At 70.3% G+C, this 19,930-nt stretch carries 3 protein-coding genes; all 3 read right to left on the minus strand.

Annotated features, from left to right (window positions below):
• Positions 1-25: 25 nt before the first annotated feature.
• The 3 genes from FMQ63_RS07165 to FMQ63_RS07175 are packed head-to-tail and all read right to left on the minus strand — an operon-like array spanning position 26 to position 19,879.
• A complete protein-coding gene (locus tag FMQ63_RS07165) occupies positions 26-661 on the minus strand; it encodes a cephalosporin hydroxylase family protein (RefSeq protein WP_011554415.1) in 636 nt (211 codons plus the stop codon).
• Entirely contained in the window at positions 658-8,166 is a 7,509-nt protein-coding gene (locus FMQ63_RS07170; protein WP_011554414.1) for a hybrid non-ribosomal peptide synthetase/type I polyketide synthase, read from the minus strand. Before FMQ63_RS07170 ends, FMQ63_RS07165 begins: the two co-directional genes overlap by 4 nt.
• Positions 8,159-19,879 carry a non-ribosomal peptide synthetase gene (locus tag FMQ63_RS07175; RefSeq protein WP_011554413.1) on the minus strand — a complete coding sequence of 3,907 codons (11,721 nt, stop codon included), beginning with the start codon at positions 19,877-19,879 and terminating at the stop codon, positions 8,159-8,161. The genes FMQ63_RS07170 and FMQ63_RS07175 overlap by 8 nt, the downstream gene beginning before the upstream one ends.
• Between the last annotated feature and the right edge of the window lie 51 nt (positions 19,880-19,930).

Consider the following 19,930-nt stretch of genomic DNA (forward strand, 5'->3'; position numbering starts at 1 on the left):
GCCCAGGCGCCGCACGGGGTGAGACCTAGCGGATTCGTTTCAAGAAACCGCCGGGGTTGCTGGTGAAGAGGAGTTTCTCCCGGCTGCTGTCCCGCTCGAAATCGGGCGCTGTCGGGAGGAACGCCTCGATGGCCTCCATGGGCCCGCGCTCCACCTGGAACGTGTGCAGAGGGTGGCCGATGTTCGTGTCCTCCACGATGAGGTAATGCCCTGGCGACACCAGCGGGCTGTATAGGCGCAGCTCCTGGAGCACGTGCTCGGCGCTGTGGTCCGAGTCGAGCACCACCATCGTTCGGGTTCCGGGAGCGATGCGGCCGCGGACACGCTCGAGGATTTCCGGCGCGACCGAGGACCCCTGCATGTATTCGATGCGGTGGTGCCGGGGCACGCTCTCCCGTTGGTCGAGGTCGATGCTGATGACCTGACCGTGGCCCAGGAGGTCACACAGGTGCGCGAAATAGAGCGCGGAGCCCCCGAACATCGTTCCCGTTTCGATGATGAGGTCCGGGCGCGTCTCGTGGAGGATCTCCTGGTAGATCCACAGGTCATGCGGCACCTTCCGGATGGGGACTCCCATCCACCGCTCGCCTCCGCCGTGGTACTCCCGCGTGACAAGCGCTCCGAAATACAACGCATGGAAGTCGTCGATGATCTGCTTCATGGCGTCGTGTTCCTTTCACTGCGCGATTCGGCGAGGTGTCGCACTCCCGCCAGGTAGGTGGCGGCGAGCCGTTCCACGGTGGACGGCTCGTGCAATTCGTTGCTGTACCGCCATTCGAACTGCAGCAGGCCGTCCACCACGGCGGCGATGAGCTGAAACACATGGCTCCGCCGGGCGGATGGGTCCCGGTCGGTGCCGGTCGACTCACGGGCGAGCCGGAACGCAGGGTTCTCCGTCAGCATTCGTTGGCTCATGTAATCGAAGCTCACCTCGGCGCCTGGCAGTGCGCCCAGCCTCCGCGCCAGCCCCTCCGTGCCGTTCATGTAGCGCAGCAATCCGTGGCCCAGGCCCTGGCCGGGCAGTTGGCGCAGTGAGCTGGCCACCCACTCGAGCGCCTGGGACAGTCCGCTGGCGCCGACGACATCCAGCCGGACAGGGACGTCCGCCGCCATGCAGCCCGCGGTGCGCGTGGGTTCGAGCCCCTCCAGCTCCGCGCGTCCGTGTCGCCCCAGGTCGACGCGCAGGGCGGCGCCCCCCATCCATTGAGAGAGCGTGTGCGCCAGCGGTGTCAGCAAGACGGCTTCCAGACCGCTTCGCGTCGCGGAGGCGTGCTGAAGCAGCCGCTGGGTCTCATCCTCGCGCAAGCTCATGCGCACGGAGCGCATCGAACCCTCTGAGTTGGTGCCTGGATGGTCGTGCGGGAGTCGCCCGCACGCGCCTTCGAGCTGACTCAGCCATGCCGTTGCCTCCTGCTCCAACCGGGGCGTGTGGGCGAGCGCGTGCAGGTGTTCGGCCCACGCCCTGAACGAGACCGGGGCTGGAGGCCGCTGGATCGACTGCCCCTCAAGGATTTGACGGTAGGCCTCCTGAAGCTCGTCGGTGAGCAGGGCCCAGGTCACGCCATCGGCGATGAGGAAATGGAAGATGAACAGCAGCCTTCCAGGTCGGTGGGCACCGAGGTCGAAGGCCGCCACGCGGAACAGCGGGCCGTCTGTCAGCGTCAGGCTTCGTTGGAGGGCCTGCGCGGCGGATTCGATGGCCGGAGGTAGCGCGGTGTCGGGGACGGAGGACAGGTCCACGCGCGAGAAGGGGGGCGTCGCGGCGCTTCCCGCGTCGAACTGCTTCCAGCCGCTTTCGTGCCGCACGAAGCGGAGCCGGAGCGCATCGTGACGCGCGAGCAGCAAGCGAAGCGCCTCCTGGAACGCCTCTGTCTGGAGTGGCTCGTGCACATCGAGGAGCAGCGAGCGGTTCCAATGGTGCGGCGCGGGCACGTCCGACTCCAGGAAGCGCCGCTGGGAAGGTGTCAACGGGATGGGCCCTCCCACTGCAGTGGGGGCCGGTGGTTCGGGTTGGTCGCCGATGACCTCGGAGAGCTGGGCGATGGTTTGATGGAGGAGGAGCTGGCGCGCGGTGAGCCGCAATCCCGCATCGTTCGCTCGCGCGACGACCCGGATGGCCAGGAGGGAGTCACCGCCGAGTTCGAAGAAGTTGTCGTGGATTCCAACCTCGCGCCGCTTGAGCACCTCCGTCCAGACCCGGACCAGCGTCTCCTCGGTGGCGTTGCGAGGCGGGGGACGCGGCGCGTGGAGCGCCTCGGAGGCCTGCCAGCCGGACACCGCGCGGCGATCCACCTTGCCGCTGGGAAGACGTGGCAAGGACTCCCGCATCACGATGCGCGCGGGAATCTGGCTGGAGGGCAGCGTCGCCCCGAGGCGCAGGCGCAACGTCGCCTCTGCCAATCCCTGGACGGCGGGGACCACGTGCGCTTCCAGGTGGCCGTCGCCCGCGGGTGCTTGCCGATGCAGCACCACCGCTTCTCGGACCTCCGCGAGCTGTTCGAGCGCGCACTCCACTTCGCCCAGCTCGATTCGAAAGCCCCGGACCTTCACCTGGTGGTCCCTGCGGCCGAGGAACTCCACATCACCATCAGGCAACAGCCGCGCGAGGTCTCCGGTCCGGTACATCCGTGCGCCTTCCCTTCCACTGAAGGGGTCGGGCACGAACGCCGCCGCCGTGAGCGCGGGCTGGGCCAGATATCCACGCGCGAGGCCCGCGCCGCCGATGAACAGTTCTCCCGGCGCGCCCGCGGGAACGGGGTGCCCGGATGCGTCGAGGATGTACAGACAACCTCCCGCCAGCGGCCGGCCAATGGGGACCCGGCTGGCCTCCACACGCGCCGTGGGTTCGCACACCGTGGCGGTGATGGTGGCTTCGGTGGGGCCGTACGCGTTGAGCCAGCGGATGTGGGAGGGAACACGCTCGCGCCAGCGCGCCAGCCGCTCGGGGGACGGTGCCTGGCTTCCCGTCACCAGCAGGCGCACCGAAGGCGGAATCGCGACCGGAAGCCGGGGCAGCTCCTCCACCCATTCATGCCAGTACGGCGCTGGGATGTTCACCACGGTGACCGTGGCCTGCTCGAGCAGCGCCAGGAACTCGGCCACGGGTGGGGCTGCTCCGGGAGGGGAGAGCACCACCGTCGCGCCTGCTGCCAGCGTGGGGAAGAGTTCCTCCGCGGCGACGTCGACACTGAGCGTGGCGAAGTGCAACACCCGGTCCTCGGGACCCAGGCCGTATCGCTGCTGCACGGCCAGCAGATGATTCATCAGGGCGCCATGGGGCACGACGACGCCCTTGGGGCGGCCGGTGGAGCCCGAGGTGTGAAGTACGTAAGCCGCGTTCTCCGGGCACACGTCGACGTCCAGGGGGACCGCCGGTTCGAGCGCGGCCTGGGCTCGCAGGACGTCGAGGTGGATGACGCGGGCCGGTGTACCGGATACGCCTGCCGCGAGCCCGGTTTGGACGAGCACCACCGGCGCCTCGACGCCTTCGATGAGCGACAGCAGCCGCTCGCGGGGCGCGGTGGAGTCCAGGGGAACGTAGGCCGCTCCGGCCTTGAGCACGCCGAGCATGGCGACAATCGCGTCGACGGAGCGCTCCGCACACAGGGCGACTCGCGTCTCGGGGCCCACACCCGCCGTGCGCAGCACCCGCGCCACCTGGGTCGCCCGGCGGTCGAGCTCTCCGTAGCCGAGCACCTCCCCCGGTGCCATCAACGCGAGGCGCTCCGGGTGGATCCGTGACTGCCGTGCGATGAACTGATGCACGCCAGGAAAGGGAGCGGCGGGCGCGGGGGACGTGGTGGACGCCGCGAGCAACGCCTGCCACTGCCTGCCTTGGGGCCGCGTCAACGCGGTGAACTCGCGTTCCGGTGTGGCCGTCAGGCGCTCCAGCGCCTGTTCCAGGGCGTGGGCGAGCCGCGCCACCGTGGTTGGCTCGAAGAGTTCCGCGTTGTACTCCAGCGCGCCCGAGTAGCCCTCGTGCGTGGGCCTCAGCCAGAGCGTCAGGTCGAACTGAGTGGTCCGGGTGCCTCGCTCGATGGGTTCCAATCCCAGATTGTCGACGGTGTGCGCGCCGCCCGTCTCCTCTTGGAGCGAGAACATCACCTGGAAGAGCGGGGTGCGGCTCGCGTCGCGCTCGGGGTTGATCGCCTCCACGAGCTTCTCGAAAGGGAGGTCCGCATGCGCATACGCACCCAGCGCCGCCTCGCGGACTCTCGCGAGCAGCTCCTGTCCGGTGGGGGTTCCCGTGAGGTCGGTTCGAATCACCACGGTGTTGACCAGGAGGCCCACCAGGCCCTCCAGCTTCGCGTGGGTCCGCCCCGCGATGGGCGTGCCAATCGCGAACTCCCGTTGTCCACTGAAGCAGCCGAGCACCGCGCTGAAGGCCGTCAGCAACACCATGTAGGGCGTGGCCCCGTGGCGCCGCGCCATGGATTCCACCGCTTCTGACACGGGACGCGGCAGCGCCACCGCATGGGTCCCCGCGCGGAAGTTCGGTACGGCGGGGCGAGGCCGATCCGTGGGCAGCTCCAGCAAGGGAAGGCCAGCCAGCCGCTGCTTCCAGTAGGTGAGCAGCGTTTCCAGCACCGGCCCCTGGAGCAGGTCCCGCTGCCAGTGCGCGTAGTCGGCGTACTGGATGGGCAGCTCCGGCAGGTCCGCGTCGTGGCCGCGCCGCAGCGCCGTGTAGAGGGCGGCAAGCTCCCGGGTGAGCACCCGCAGGGAGCCGCCGTCCGCGATGATGTGGTGTAGCGTCACCGAGAGCACGTGCTCATCGGGCGCCAGCCGCGCGAGGGCAACGCGCATCAGCGGGCCCCGGGCGAGGTCGAACGGCTGCTCCGCTTCCTCGGACAACAATTGCTCCAGCGCCGCTTCACGGTCGCTCACGGGGAGTGTGTCGAGCGCGAGCGTGCGCACCGTCACCGGGGCGCTCGTGAGGACCTCCTGAAAGGGGCGTCCCTCGGTGGCGGGGAATCGTGTCCGGAGCGCCTCATGGCGCCGTACCAGCTGCTGGAAGCTCTCCTGGAGGGCCGAGACATCGAGGGGGCCACGCAGGCGCAGGGCCTGTGGCAGGTGATAGGCGCTGGTTCCCGGCGTGAGCTGCTCCAGGGTCCAGAGCCGCTGCTGCGCGAACGACAGGTCCCGCATTCCCTCCCGAGGCATGCGCCGCGGGATGTCCGCGCGGTTCGTCGTGGGCTCCAGCGCTTCGATGCGGGCCGCGATGTCGGCCACCGTGGGTGACTCGAACAGCTTCCCCACCGGGAGCGTGACGCCGAACTCCTCCTGGAGCCTCGAGACGATGCGCGTCGCGAGCAGGGAGTGGCCTCCCAGTTCGAAGAAGCTGTCGTGCCGCCCGATGGGCGAGAAGCCCAGGCTCTCCTCCCATATCCCCGCGACCCGGCGTTCGAGCACGGTGCCCGGTGCCACGAAGGGCGTGGCGATGCCCGGGCGCTCGTGTCTCGCCAGGGGCGCAACGGAGGCCGCTTCGGCGGTGGTGGCTTGCCGCGCAGCGGCCTGGACGCCCAGCAGGTAATGCTGACGCTCGAAGGGATAGGCGGGCAGGGGCACGCGGTGGCGGCGGCCTCCGGCGTGAAAGCCGTCCCAGTTCACCTCCACGCCCGCGACCCAGAGTCGTCCCAAGGCCTGCTGGACGAACGTCGTGTCGGAGCCTTCCTCCTTGGGGGGCCGCAATGAGCAGACCGCGACGCTTCCGGCCGGGCGGTCCGGGTGGCGGAGCGCGAGGGTGGTCAGGGTTCGTCCAGGGCCGGCCTCGAGCAGATGCGGAGCGTGCCTTTCGAACAGACACTTCAGGCCGTCGCTGAAGCGCACCGGCTCGCGCAGATGGCGCACCCAGTAGCCGGGGTCGGTGGCCTCGGCGGCGGAAATCCAACGGCCGGTGAGGTTGGAGACGAAGGGCGTTTTCGGGGCACGGAGCGGGACGTCCGCGAGCCGGGCGGCGAACGGCGCGAGCGCGGGCTCCATCATCGCGGAGTGGAACGCGTGGGAGGTATGCAGCCACGTGCAGGTGTGCCCGCGGTCCTCGAGGGTCTGCTCCAGCCGTTGGACCTCTTCGCGAGGACCGGCCGCCACGCACAGCGAGGGCCCGTTGATGGCCGCCAACGACAGCCGCCCGCCCAGCAGCGGCTGCAAGGTGTCGGCGGGGAGCGGAACGCTGAGCATCGAGCCTGGAGGCAGCTGCTGGACGAGCCGGCCCCGGTCTGCGACGGCGGCCAGCGCATCCTCGAGGGAGAACACGCCCGCGAGGCAGGCGGCGACGTACTCACCGACGCTGTGCCCCAGCATCATCGCGGGGCGGATACCCCAGGACTCCCAAAGCTGGGCCAAGGCGAACTCGACCGCGAAGAGGGCGGGCTGGGTGAACGCGGTTCGCCGCAGCAAGGCTTCGGCCTCTTCCCGCCGCGCCTCGGACGGGTGGAGGAGTTGCCGCACATCGAGGTCCAGATGGGGAAGGAGCAGCCGGGCGCAGCGGTCCAGGGCCTGGCGGAACACGGGCTCCTGTTCATGGAGTTCGCGCCCCATGTTCACGTACTGCGCGCCCTGGCCAGGAAAGAGGAAGGCCACAGCCTGCTCGCCGTCAGCGGCGCTGCCGGAAGACACCTCGCGCGGCCGGTGTCCGCGCAGCGCGGCGAGCGCGTCGTCCCGGCCGCGGCAGGTCAGGGCTCGGCGGTGCGTGAAGGCGCGCCGTCCGACCTGGAGGGTGAAGGCCGCATCGGCCAGTGGGAGTTCGGGGTGGGCCTCCAGGTGCCGGGCCAGCCGGTCCGACATCGCGTCGAGCGCCGAAGGCGTGCGCGCCGCCAGCACGAGGAGCTGGGTGTCTCGCGCGGGGCCGCTCGGCTCGAACGGAGGTGCTTCCTCCAGCACCACGTGCGCGTTGGTTCCGCCGATGCCGAACGAGCTGACCCCCGCGCGGCGCGGAGTCTCCCGCGCCGGCCACTCGGTCAACCGGGTGTTCACATGGAACGGCGAGCGCGAGAAGTCGAGCTGGGGATTGGGGTGCTCGAAGTCCAGGCTGGGCGGCAGTTGCTTGTGCTCGAGCGCGAGCGTGGTCTTGATGAGCCCCGCCACGCCCGCCGCGGCGTCGAGGTGGCCGATGCTGGCCTTCACGGACCCAAGCGCGCAGGCGCCAGGGAGCGCGTCCTCACCGAAGGCCTGGACCAGGGCCGTGAACTCGATGGGGTCTCCCATCGCCGTGCCCGTGCCGTGCGCCTCGACGTAGTCGATGGTGCGGGCCTCCACTCCCGCCATCCGGTGGGCCATGGCGATGACCTCCGCTTGTCCCTGGATGCTGGGGGCGGTGTAGCCCACCTTCTGGCGGCCGTCGTTGTTGATGGCGGTGCCGCGGATGACCGCGCGGATGTGCGCGCCTTCGGCCAGCGCATCCTCCAGCCGCATGAGCACCACCAGCCCCACACCGCTGCCCTCCACCGTCCCCTGCGCTCGGGCATCGAAGGCCCGGCAATGCCCGTCGGGCGAGAAGATGCCTCCCTCTTGATACAGGTAGCCGCCCACCTCCCGGGCCCGCGCGGACACGCCTCCCGCGAGCGCGATGTCGCATTGGCCCGCGAGCAGGTGCAGGCACGCGAGGTGCGTGGCGACCAGCGACGTGGAGCAGGCGGTCTGAACGCTCACGCTGGGGCCGCGCAGGTCCAGCTTGTAGGAGAGGCGCGTCGACAGGAAGTCGCTCAGATTGCCGATGGCCAACTGGAGCAGTCCCTCAGGCAGGGCCGCCCCACCGCGCAGGGCATCCAGCAGGTACGTGCTCATGCTGGCGCCCGCGAAGACGCCAATCCTCCCCGGGTAGCGCCGCGAGTCGTAACCCGCGTCCTCCAGCGCTTCCCAGGCACTCTCCAGGAACAGACGGTGCTGCGGGTCCGTGAGCTCCGCCTCGCGGGCGTTGAAGTCGAAGAACGCCGCGTCGAACATCGCGGTGTCCTCCAGCGCGCCGCGCGCCTTCACGTACCGGGGGTGACGAACGTGCTCCGCCGGCAGGTGGGCCGCGAGCAGCTCCGCGTCGGTGAACGTGGAGATGCCGCGCACGCCCGCTCGCAGGTTCTCCCAGAAGGCCTCGATGTCGCGGGCCTTGGGGAAGCGGCCCGCGAGCCCGACGATGGCGATGCCGTCGGGGACGGACTCCAGCGTGTCACTCATCGCCTTTGACCCTCTTCGCCAGGCGCTTGAGCCGGCCCAGGCCCTCCTTCTGCCGCTGGGTTTGCGCCTCCAGGGCCATGGCCGGGGCCTCGGGCATCGCCGACAGGTGCCGCGCCAGGGCGCCCACGGTCGGGTGGGTGAAGATGTCGAGCAGCGTCACCGTGCGCTGGAGCTTCTCCGTCAGTCGCGCCTGGATGCGCGCGGCGAGCAGGGAGTTGCCCCCCAGGTCGAAGAAATTCTCGTCGCGGCCCACCACGTCGAGGCGCAGGTCCTGGCGCCAGACTTCGGCGATGTCGAGTTCGAGCTGCCCCGCGGGCGCGATGTACGCGGGGCGCTGCTCGGCCAGGGATGACGAGGGCTGCGGAAGCGCCTGCCGGTCCACCTTGCCGCTGGCGTTGAGGGGGAGGGCCTCCAGGGGCACGAAGGCAGAGGGCACCATGTACTCCGGCAGCCGTTCCCGGAGAAACGCGCGGACGTGCGCCACCAGCGCCTGGAGGTTCTCGAGCGGAGTGTCCCGCTGGGACGGAACGAGGTACGCAACCAGTCTCGCGGCGTCGTCATCCTGGGTTCTCGCCACGACAGCGGCCTCACGGAGGGCGGGGTGCTCCCGGAGCACGGCTTCGACCTCGCCCAGCTCGATGCGGTAGCCTCGGATCTTCACCTGCTGATCGATGCGGCCGAGGAACTCGAGGACGCCGCCCGGCTGGTACCGGCATGCGTCGCCCGTCCGGTAGAGCCTGGCGCCCGGGCGGGACGAGAACGGATTCGGAATGAAGCGTTCCGCCGTGAGCTCCGGCCGGTGGAGGTAGCCGCGCGAGACGCCCTCTCCGCCAATGAGCAGCTCGCCCGCGGCGCCCATGGGCACGGGCGTGCCGTGCGCGTCCACGATGTACACCTCGGTGTTGCTCACGGGCCGGCCGATGGGGACGGTGGGGCCGCTCGCCTCCACCGCGTGGGTGGTGGACCAGATGGTCGTCTCGGTGGGGCCATAGATGTTCAACAGCCGCCCGGTGAGCCGGGTGCGCAGTTCCGCCGCCAGCGCGGGCGTCAGGGCCTCGCCGCCGAGCACCAGCACCCGGAGCCGTGCCAACGCGCGGGCCATCCCGGGGGATTGGAGCAGGAGCGAGGCGCGCGACGGTGTGCACTGGAGGTGGGTGATGGCGTGGTGCTCGATCTGCTCGGCCACCGAACGGCGGGCGTGACGTTCCTCGGGGTGAATCACCAGATGGAAGCCGCGCGTCAGGGTCCACACCAGCTCGACTCCGGAAATGTCGAAGGTGTAGGGCGTGACGGCAAGCCAGGTGCCCGCGGGCCGCGCCTCAATCCGTTCGTCGAGCGTGACGAAGTGATTCACCAGGTTGCCGTGGTCCACCATGACGCCCTTGGGCCGGCCCGTGGAGCCAGAGGTGTAGAGGACGTAGGCGAGGTTTCGCGGCGCCACGCCTCGCGTCAGCGGAGGGAGCGGGTGCTCGGGGGCGTCCTCGACGAGGAGCGTTGGGACCTCTCGAACCGGCAGGTTCGGCGCCAGCTCACGCCGGGTCACCACGGCCGCCGGGTGGGCTTCCTGCAACACGGCTTCCAACCGCGCCTTGGGGTGGGCGGGATCGAGCGGCACGTAGGCGCCGCCCGCCTTCAGGACGCCCAGCATCGCCACCACCATCTCCAGCGAGCGGTCCAACACGATGGCGACACGCGCGTCGGGCCCCACGCCCACGGACTGGAGACGCCGGGCCAGCAGGGTGGCCTGTTCGTCCAACTGGCGGTAGGTGAAGGAGCGCTCCTCGAAGGTGACGGCCGGTGCGTCGGGCGTGTGCGAGGCCTGGGTCTCCACGAGGTGGTGGACGCAGGTGTCTTCGGGCAGGGGATCCCGGGTGGCGTTCCAATCCACCAGCACGCGCTCGCGCTCGGCGGGGGAGAGCAGGCAGACGCGCTCGTGGCGCTCCTGGGGCTGGGCCGCCATGGCGTCCAGTACGCGCGCGTAGCACTCCGCCAGCCAGGGTACGCGGCCAGCGTCCAGCCTCCGTGGGTCATGGTGCAATGAGAGCTGGAGCTCGGAAGTCACCGGATCGACGCCGAACATGGCGGCCAGCGGCAGGTCCAGGCGTTCAATGGAGCGGACCGGGCTGACGAGCCGCACGCCCTCGATGCCCAGCAGGCCCTGGTACACATGGAAGTGCACGAAGTTGAAGAGGACCTCGAACGGCGGTTGTCCGCTGCGCGGGTGTTGCAGCCGGCTCAGGGGGTAGCGCCGGTGGGGCAGCAGGCGCCGCTCGGTGGCGAACGTCTCGCGGACCAGGTCGACCCAGGTGCCGCCGCCCAGGCGCTGCCGGAAGGCGACGCTGTTGAGGAAGAGGCCCAGGGTTCGCTCGCCGTCGCGCACCTCGGGGCGCCCGTTGCTGACCAGGCCCGTCACCACGTCGGTGGTGCCACAGACGGCGCCGAGGACGCGGAGGTGGGCCGCCAGCAGCACGCTCTTGAGGGGGACGGCGGCCAGACGCGCGAGCCGCTGGAGCCCGGCGTGCGTCGACGCGGCCAGGGGCACGGGATGTTGGGAGAGCCCCCGTGCTGGCGCATCGGGCGGGGGCGGCAAGGTTCGGGTGACGGACGTCACCTCCATTCCGTCCAACTGCTGCGCCCAGAACTGTTGGACCGCTGGGGACTGGAGTGTCTCTCGCTCCATCGCGATGAACTCGCGGAAGGGGAGCGCCGGTGCTGTCCGCTCCGGACACCTGTCACCGCGCAGGGTGACGAAGTCCGCGAGCAGCTCGGTGAAGAAGGTGGCCACGCTCCAGCCGTCCAGGATGGCGTGGTGGAAGGTGGCGCTGAGCTGCACGGTGGTGGACGTGCGCAGGTGGAGTGTGACTCGCATCAACGGCGCGCAGCTCCAGTCGAAGGGCCGCGCGCGGTCTTCCTCGAGCCACGCTTCGAGGTGCGCATCCTGCTCCTCGGTGGAGAGGTGCCGCAGGTCGTGAACCGCCAGCACGGGCTCCACCTGGCGGTGGACGAACTGGAGTGGCTCCGAGTAGCGCGTCAGCTCGAACGAGGTCCTGAGCGCGGTGTGCCGCGCGAACACTTGCTGGAGGGCCGCCTGGAAGACGGGCACGTCCAGGTCCAGCTCCAGGTGGAAGCTGAAGGCGTCGTGGTAGAGCGCCGCGGCCGTGTCGAGCTGGCTCTGGAAGAGCATTCCGCCCTGGAGCGCGGCCAGGGGATACGCGTCTTCGATGTGCGCGGGGAGCCGTTCGCGGTCCACGAGGCGGACGAGGTCGAATGGCGCGGTGGGCGCGGTGGGCCCCTCGGTGGTGTTCCCCGCGCGCAGGGCCTCCGCCACGGCCTGGAGCGTCTGGTTCTCCAGGAGCATCGCCACGGACAGCTTCAGGCCGCGCTCCGCGGCCCGGGCCACGAACTGGATGGCGCGGATGGAATCCCCGCCCGCGTCGAAGAAGCTGTCGTGGAGGCTTGGCGTGTCGACGCCCAGGACCTCGGACCACACGCCCGCCAGCACCTCCTCGTCGGCGGTGCGGGGGGCGACGTAGCGCTCGGAGGCCGCACGCTCCGGGCCCGTGGGCGCGGGGAGCGCGCGTCGGTCCACCTTGCCGTTCGCCGTCAGGGGAAAGGCCGCGAGCGTCACGAAGGCGGAGGGCACCATGAAGACGGGCAGCCGCGCCTGGAGGTAGCGCCGCAGGTCCTCCGCTGGCGGGAGTTCCCGGGACGGCCTGGCGACGAGGTAGGCGACGAGTTGCTTCTCTCCGGGGCCGTCCTCCCGGGCCATGACCCGCGCTTCGTGCACGGTGGGATGGAGCGCGAGGGCCGCCTCGATTTCCCCTGGCTCAATCCGGAAGCCGCGGAGCTTGACCTGTTCATCCACGCGCCCGAGGAATTCGACCCGCCCATCCGGCAGGACGTGGCACCGGTCCCCCGTGCGGTACAGGCGTGCGCCCGGCACGGGGCTGAACGGGTCTGGGATGAAACGCTGCGCCGTCAGCGCGGGGTCGTTGAGGTAGCCGAGCGCGAGACCGTCACCGCCCGCGCACAGCTCGCCAGGCGCGCCCACGGGAACCGGCTCCAGTGCCGCGTTGAGCACATGAATGCGCGTGTTGGAGATGGGGCGGCCAATGGGCACGGCGTTCACGAGCGGCTCGTCCGGCGACACGGTGTGGCAGCAGGTGAAGGTGGTGTTTTCAGTGGGGCCGTAGCCGTTGATGACCCGGCAGCCCGGGTACCGCTCCACCACGCGTCGCACGTGCGCGGGGGAGAGCACGTCGCCTCCCGCGAGGAGCTGTCGCACGGACGCCAGGGACTCGAGCGCGTGGTCCACCACCTGATGGAACAGGCCCGCGGTGAGCCACACGGTGGTCACTCCTTGGCGGGCGATGAAGCTTCCCAGCTCTTCGAGCGACGGCGTGGTGGGGGGATGGATGGCGAGGCGGGCGCCGTTGAGCAGGGCCCCCCAGACCTCGAAGGTGGACGCATCGAAGGCGAGCGGCGCGAACTGGAGCAGCGTCTCGTCCGGCCCCAGGTGGACGTAGTGGGTGTTCCGGACCAGGCGGACGACGGCTCGCTGTGGGACGGCCACGCCCTTGGGCTTGCCGGTGGAGCCGGACGTGTAGAGCACATAGGCCTCGTGCTCCGCGTTGCAGACGGGGGTGGGATTCGCCGTGGGGCGGGCCGCCAGCGCCGCTGCGTCCTCGTCCAGGCTCACCACGGGAATCCACTGGACGGGCAGATCGTCCGCCAGACCCGAACGGGTGACGAGCGCCGCCATGCGCGCATCCTGGACGAGGAAACCCAGTCGCTCGGGGGGGAACGTCGGGTCCAGCGGCAGGTAGGCGCCGCCGGCCTTGAGGATGCCGAGCAGGGCCACCACCATGTCCAACGAGCGTTCGAGGCACAGCCCTACCCGGGCTCCTGCGCTCACGCCGAGCGCCCGCAGGTGGTGCGCGACCTGGTTGGCCCGCTGGTTCAGCGCGCCATAGGTGAGCTGGTGGTGCTCGCACGTCAACGCCACCGCGTCCGGAGTCGCCGCGGCGTGGGCTTCGAACAACGCCTGAATCGTGGCGTCGCGGGGGTATCCGGTGGCCGTGTCGTTCCAGCGGGCGAGGAGTTCCTGCTCCGCCGGCAGCAGGAGCGGGAGCGTGGCGATGGGGCGGGCCAATGAGGACGGCACGCTCCGCGCGGCGAGCAGGAAATGCTCCCACAGCCGAACGATGGTCGCGTCGTCGAAGAGGTCGGTGTTGTACTCGGCCCGGGCCCACAGGCCTTCGGGGCCCGGGCTGAAGTCGAGCAGCAGGTCCCAGCGGGCCGTCTCGCCACCCTCCACGTCCATCACGTGGGTGTGGAGGCTCTGCAGCGTGAGCAGCGGCGGCGGCGCGTTCTGGAGGACCAGCTTCACCTGGAACAGGGGCGCGTACCCCGCGTCCCGTTCGGACTTGAGGGCACGGACCAGCCGTTCGAAGGGCACGTCCTGATGCTCGTACGCATCGAGCGTCACCTGGCGCAGGCGCGCGAGCAGCTCACGGACGGTGGGGTTCGCGGACAGGTCCGCGCGCAAGACCAACTGGTTGGTGAAGAAGCCAATCAGCCCTTCGACCTCCGGCGGGTTGCGGTGGGCCACGTCCGTTCCCACCACGATGTCGTCCTGTCCCGAATAGCGATGGAGGACGAGGTTGTAGACGCCGAGCAGGACCATGAAGAGGGTGACGCCCTCCGCTCGGCCGAGCGCCTCGAGCTGCTCCACCAGCGGTTGGGGAAGCAGGAAGCGGCGGCTGCGCCCCTGGTGACGCTGTACCGTAGGCCGGGGCCGGTCCGTGCGGAGCTGGAGTCGGGGGAGCGCATCCAACCGCTGCTCCCAGTATCGCAGCTGGCGCTCGAGCTCGCCGCTCTCCAGCCAGCGGCGTTGCCAGAGCGCGTAGTCGCTGTACTGCACCGGGAGCTCCGGCAGGCCGGATGGCTCGCCACGGGTAAAGGCGCCGTAGAGCTGGCTTACCTCGCGCGCGAACACGCCCATGGACCAGCCGTCCGAGGCGCTGTGGTGCAGGGTCAGCAGGAGGATGTGGTGCGTGTCCTCCAACTGGAGCAGCCGCGCGCGGAGGAGCGGGCCCTGGTCGAGGTCGAAGGGAAGCGCGGCCTCTTCACGGGCCAGTGCTTCGGCCCTGGGTTCCCGCTGTTCTTCTGGCATGGCCCGCAGGTCCACGCGGGGCATCGTCAGGGGCTCCGCCGGCAGCACCACCTGCACGGGCTCGGCGCCGGCTTCGACACGTGGCACGGTGCGCAGGGCTTCGTGCCGCCGCACGACGTCGCCCAGGGCGCGCTCCAGCGCCGGCACATCGAGCGTGCCCTTCAGCCGCACCGCGCTGGGCATGTTGTAGATGGCGGTGGGGCCCGTCATCTGGGCGAACAGCCATAGCCGCTCCTGGGCGAAGGACAGGGGCGCGGGGCCCGGCTCGGAGCGACGGTGCAGGGGGGGCGGCTTGGGGCCTCCACTCCGGCAGGACTGGAGCCGCTCCGCCAAAGCGGCCACGGTGGGGGCCGCGAAGAAGGTGTGAAGCGGCACTTCCACGCCCAGGATGGCGCGAAGCCGGGCGACGACCCGGGTGGCCAGCAGTGAGTGGCCTCCCAGTTGGAAGAAGTCATCGTTCGCGCCAATGCGCTCGCGCTTGAGGACGTCACTCCAGATGCGGGCCACCGTCAGCTCGGTGGGCGTGCGGGGGGCCATCCATTCCAGCCCGTTGTCCGAGGCCTCCACCTGGACGGACGCGAGCGCGAGGCGATCCCGCTTGCCACTGGGGCCGAGCGGCAGTTCAGCGAGGATGCCGATGTGGGACGGCACCATGAACCCAGGGAGCCTTTCGGCCAGGAAGTCCCGGAGCGTTGCTGGCGTGGGGGCGTGGCCCCGGTGCGAGATGAACGCCACCAATTGGACGTCGTCCCCCACTGCCGTGCGCGCCAGCACCACCGCCTGCTGGACCGCCGGGTGCTGCTCCAGCGTGGCTTCGATTTCGCCCAGCTCGATTCGATGGCCACGCACCTTCACCTGGTGGTCCAGCCGGCCCAGGTACTCGAGGCTGCCGTCCGGGAGCACGCGAGCGCGGTCACCCGTCCGGTACATGCGCATGCCTTCCTCGCGCGCGAAGCCATCCGGCACGAAGCGCTCCGCGGTCAAATCCGGGCGGCCCAGGTACCCACGGCCCACCTGCACGCCGCCGATGTAGAGCTCTCCTGGAACGCCCACGGGCAGGGGCGCGAGCCGCGTGTCGAGGACGTACAACGCGGTATTGGCCACGGGCTGGCCAATGGGCACGGTGCGGGAGGGAAGCGAGCGGTGGCAGTCCCATGCGGACACGTCCACCGCGGCCTCGGTGGGGCCGTACAGGTTGTAGAGCCGTGTCTCCGGCAGCCGCGCCACGAAGTGGTCGCGCAGCTCCGGCGAGAGCGCCTCACCGCTGCTGAACACGCGGCGCAGGCTCGCGCACTGCTCCACCGCGGACTCCGCGAGGAAGGCCTGCATCATGGAGGGAACGAAGTGCGCCGTGGTGATGGCCTCGTCCTGGATGAGCTGCTTCAAATAGGCGGGGTCCTGGTGTCCTCCAGGCCGCGCCAGCACCAGCCGCGCTCCGGTCATCAGCGGCCAGAAGAACTCCCAGACGGAAACATCGAAGCTGAGCGGCGTCTTCTGCAGGACGCGGTCGTCCGCGCTCAAGCCGTACTCCGACTGCATCCAGAGCAGGCGATTGCGGACGCCCGCATGGGTGTTCATGGCCCCCTTGGGCCGCCCCGTGGACCCCGAGGTGTAGATGACGTAGGCGAGTGACTCGCTCCAGGATGCGGAGCGGCGCGGGGATTCCGCGTGCTGGAAGGGCGCGCGCTCGTCCGCGTCCACGAACACGCGCGTGACAGCGGCCTCCGTGAACACCTTCGCCAGCCGCTGCTGCGTGAGGAGCACCCGGACCGCCGCGTCACGCAGCATGAAGTCCAGACGCTCCTGGGGATAGCTGGGGTCCAAGGGGACGTAGGCTCCGCCCGCCTTGAGCACGCCCAGCAAGGACACCACGAGTTCGAGTGAGCGCTCCAGGCACACGCCCACGCGGTGTTCGGGGCCGACGCCGAGCCCGCGCAGGTGGTGCGCGAGCTGGTTGGCGCGGCGGTCCAGCTCGCCGTAGGTGAGCGTCTCCGACTCGAAGCACAGCGCGACCGCCTCGGGTGTTCGGGCCGCCTGGGCTTCGAAGAGGCCGTGCAGCGTGAGTGGCGCCTCGTAGACGTGCGCCGTCGCGTTCCAGTCCAGGAGCTGGGCGCGTTCCTCCTCCGTGAGCAGCGGCACCTGGTCGATGGGCAGGGTGGGCGCGGTGGTGACGGCTTCCAGCAAGACGCGCAGATGCCCGAGCATTCTGTCGATGGTGCCGGCCTTGAAGAGGGCGGTGTCGTACTCCATGGACGCGCAGAGCCCCTCGCGCGTCTCCGCAAGCGCGAGGCTGAGGTCGAACTGAGCGCTGCCCCGGTTCAGGGGCCAGGCCTCCAGGTCAAGCTCGCCCAGCGAGACCACGACTCCGGCTTCATCCAGCGCGAGCGCTTCCAGCCCGAGGTCCGCGCCCACGTGGGATTTCTGAAGCACCAGCATCGCCTGGAAGATGGGGGAGCGGGCTGGATCGCGTTTGGGCTGGAGTTGCTCCACCAGGGCGGGGAAAGGGATGTCCTGATGTTCGAGCGCACCGAGCACCGTGGCGCGCACCTGCTGGAGGAAGGTGTCGAAGCGCAGGCCCGGGGTGAATCGGGCTCGGAGGGGCAGGGGGTTGGTGAAATACCCGACCAGGCCCGAAAGCCGGGCGCGGGTGCGTCCCGAGGCGGGCGAACCGATGATGAGGTCGTCCTGGCCGGTGTAGCGGTGCAGCAGCGCCTGGAACGCGGCGACCAGCACCGTGTAGAGCGTGGTCTCGTGTTCGCGCGCCAGGTCGCGCAGCCGCCCGGTGAGCGCCGGCGTGAGCCGCAGCCCGCGTGAGGCTCCCTGGAAGCGCTGCTGGGGCGGCCGTGTCGCGTCCGTGGGCAGCTCCAGCACGGGCAGCTTCCCCGCGAGCTGCTGCTTCCAGAAAGCCCAGCCCGGCGCGCTGGAACTCGCCGCCAGCGCCTCGCGTTGCCAGCGTGCGTGGTCCATGGGCGTGAGTGGGAGCGGTGGCAACACGGCGGGGCGGCCGCGCAGCGCCGCCGCGTACAGCGCGCCCAGCTCGCCGGCCATGACCGCCAGGGACCAGAAGTCGGTCACCGCATGGTGCAGGGTCAGCAACAGGATGGGATTCGCATCCAAGCGGGTCCACAGGTGGACCCGGAACAGAGGGGCTTGGCCCAGATCGAAGGGGCGCTCCGCTTCGGCGGTGACGCGTTCCCGAAGCCACGCCTCATCGTGTCCGGACGCGTCCTCGACCCGCAGCGGCACTTCCACGGGAGACATCACTTCCTGCCGCGGTTGTCCCGCTTCGGAGGTGATGCGAATGCGCAGTGCGGGGTGCCGCTCCATCAATGCGTGCAGCGCCTGTCGCAGGGCGGCGACATCCAACGCGGAGCGGACGCGAACCGCGCGCGCCACATGGTATGCGGCGCTGGTGGGCGCCAGCGCATGCAGGAACCACAGCGCCTGCTGACCGTATGAGAGCGGCAGGGGGCCCGTGAGCGGCGCGGGTCCGGGGTTGGGCTCGGACGCGGGCGTGGCCTCCGTGAGTCTGCGGGCGAGCGCATCGAGGCTCTCACCCTGGAGCAGGGCTGAGAGGGGGAGGACGATGCCCAGCTCACGCTCGAGCTCCGAGTGCAGCTCCAAACTCTGCAGTGAATCCAGACCGTAGCGGGTGAGTGGCGCTTGGGTGTCCAGCGACGCCGGGCTCACGCGGAGCAGGGCCGCGACCCGGGCCCGGAGCCACGCGGGCGTGCCGGGCGGGTGGGGGGCCTCGGCGACCTGTTCGGACGGCGCCTCCTGCGCGGCTGGGTTGCGCCACGCACCGATCAGCTCGAGCGTTCCGTCCAGGAAGCCCGCGCGGCAGGCGTGGCGCTGAATCTTGCCGCTGGACGTCTTGGGAAGCGCCCCCGCCTTGAGCAGGAGCACCGCGTGGACACCGAGCTGGTGGTGTTCGGCGATGGCCTGCTGGACGCTCGTGGCCACGTCGTCGGGCGAAACCTCCTGGCGGGCGGAGACCTCGAACGCCACGGCCAGGTGCTCTTCTCCGTCCACATCCACGGAGAACGCGGCACTGCATCCGGGGCGGATCGCGGGGTGGCTCTGCTCGGTGGTCTGTTCGAGGTCCTGGGGATAGTGGTTCCGGCCACGGATGATGATGAGGTCCTTGGCCCGGCCCGTGACGAAGAGCTGGCCGTCACGGAGGAAGCCCAGGTCCCCGGTGCGCAGGAAGGGCCCTTCGCCTCGCGCCAGGCGGGCCTGGAACACCCGCTCCGTCTCCTCGGGGCGTCCCCAATAGCCCTGGGCCACGCTGGGCCCGGACATCCAAATCTCCCCCACCTCTCCGTCGGCCTGGAGCGTGCGCGCCTGGGGATCCACCACCACGAGCGACTGGGTGGGAAGCTGGGTGCCGCTGCTGACGAGCGTCACCGTGTCCTGCCCGGTGCCCTCGTCCCGGGGGGCGCCCTGGCCGTGCTGGAGCGCCCGCGCGTCGAAGTGGCCCGTCCGCACCGGTTCCGCCTTGACGCCGCCCGCGGCGATCAACGTGGCCTCGGCCAGCCCGTAACACGGATAGAAGAACTCGGGCCGGAAGCCCGCGGGTTCGAAGGCGCGGGCGAAGCGGGCCAGCGTCTCGGGCCGGATGGGTTCGGCGCCACAGAACGCCACCTGCCACGTGCGCAGGTCCAACTGCTCGCGCTCCTCCGGGCGGGTCTTCCGCACGCAGAGGTCGAAGGCGAAGTTGGGACCGCCCGCGCAGGTGCCGCGGTGCCGCTCGATGGCTTGGAGCCAACTCAGCGGTCGTTGCAGGAAGGTGATGGGGGACAGCAGCACGCCGTGAAAGCCGTTGTAGAGCGGCTGGAGGATGCCGCCGATGAGCCCCATGTCGTGATAGGGCGGCAGCCAGTTCACCGCTACGGACCCCTCGCGGAGCTCCATGCCCAGGCCAATCAGGTGCGAGTTGTGCACCAGGTTGCCGTGCGTGAGCATGACCCCCTTGGGCGTGCCGGTGGACCCGGAGGTGTACTGGAGGAAGGCCAGCGTCTGCCCCGTGACTTCGGGTTCTCGCCAGCCGTCCTCGCAGCCCGCCTCCAGGAGGTCGGTGGCCAGCCAGCGGCGGTCCCTCAGCTGCGACGCCTGCTCTTCCAGCGAGTCGACCAGCGAGAGAATCATCTCGGTGGTGAGCACGATGGATGCCCGGGCATCGGTGAGGATCGCCTGGAGCCGCGGCAGTGAGCGGTTGAGGCGGCTGATGTCGGGCGGGTAGGCCGGAACGGCGATGACGTTGGCGTAGAGGCAGCCCAGGAAGGCGGCCACGTAGTCCAGCCCCGGAGGGTAGAGGAGGATGGCCCGCTCGCCCGCCGCATCCATCCGCTGAAGGGAGGCCGCGATGGCGCGCGCGCGACGGTCCAACTCCCGGTACGAGATGCGCGTCTCGTCCGATGCGTCGTCGCCCACGAACGTATAGGCGATGGCGTCGGGCTGAGTGCTCGCGCGGTGACGCAGGCAATGCAAGAGGGTGGGACTCCAGGGGGCTTCTTCCCTCGCGCTCGCGAGCAGCATCGGCGGAGACCTCCGGCAAAGATGGCTGGGCAGGAATCAGGTGGACCGCGG

The sequence above is a fragment of the Myxococcus sp. CA005 genome (assembly GCF_006518205.1).
Taxonomy (GTDB): Bacteria; Myxococcota; Myxococcia; order Myxococcales; family Myxococcaceae; genus Myxococcus; species Myxococcus xanthus.

Coding starts and splice junctions, on each gene's coding strand:
- FMQ63_RS07165 (WP_011554415.1), bottom strand. CDS start 661: ATGAAGCAGATCATCGACGACTTCCATGCGTTGTATTTCGGAGCGCTT.
- FMQ63_RS07175 (WP_011554413.1), bottom strand. CDS start 19,879: ATGCTGCTCGCGAGCGCGAGGGAAGAAGCCCCCTGGAGTCCCACCCTC.
- FMQ63_RS07170 (WP_011554414.1), bottom strand. CDS start 8,166: ATGAGTGACACGCTGGAGTCCGTCCCCGACGGCATCGCCATCGTCGGG.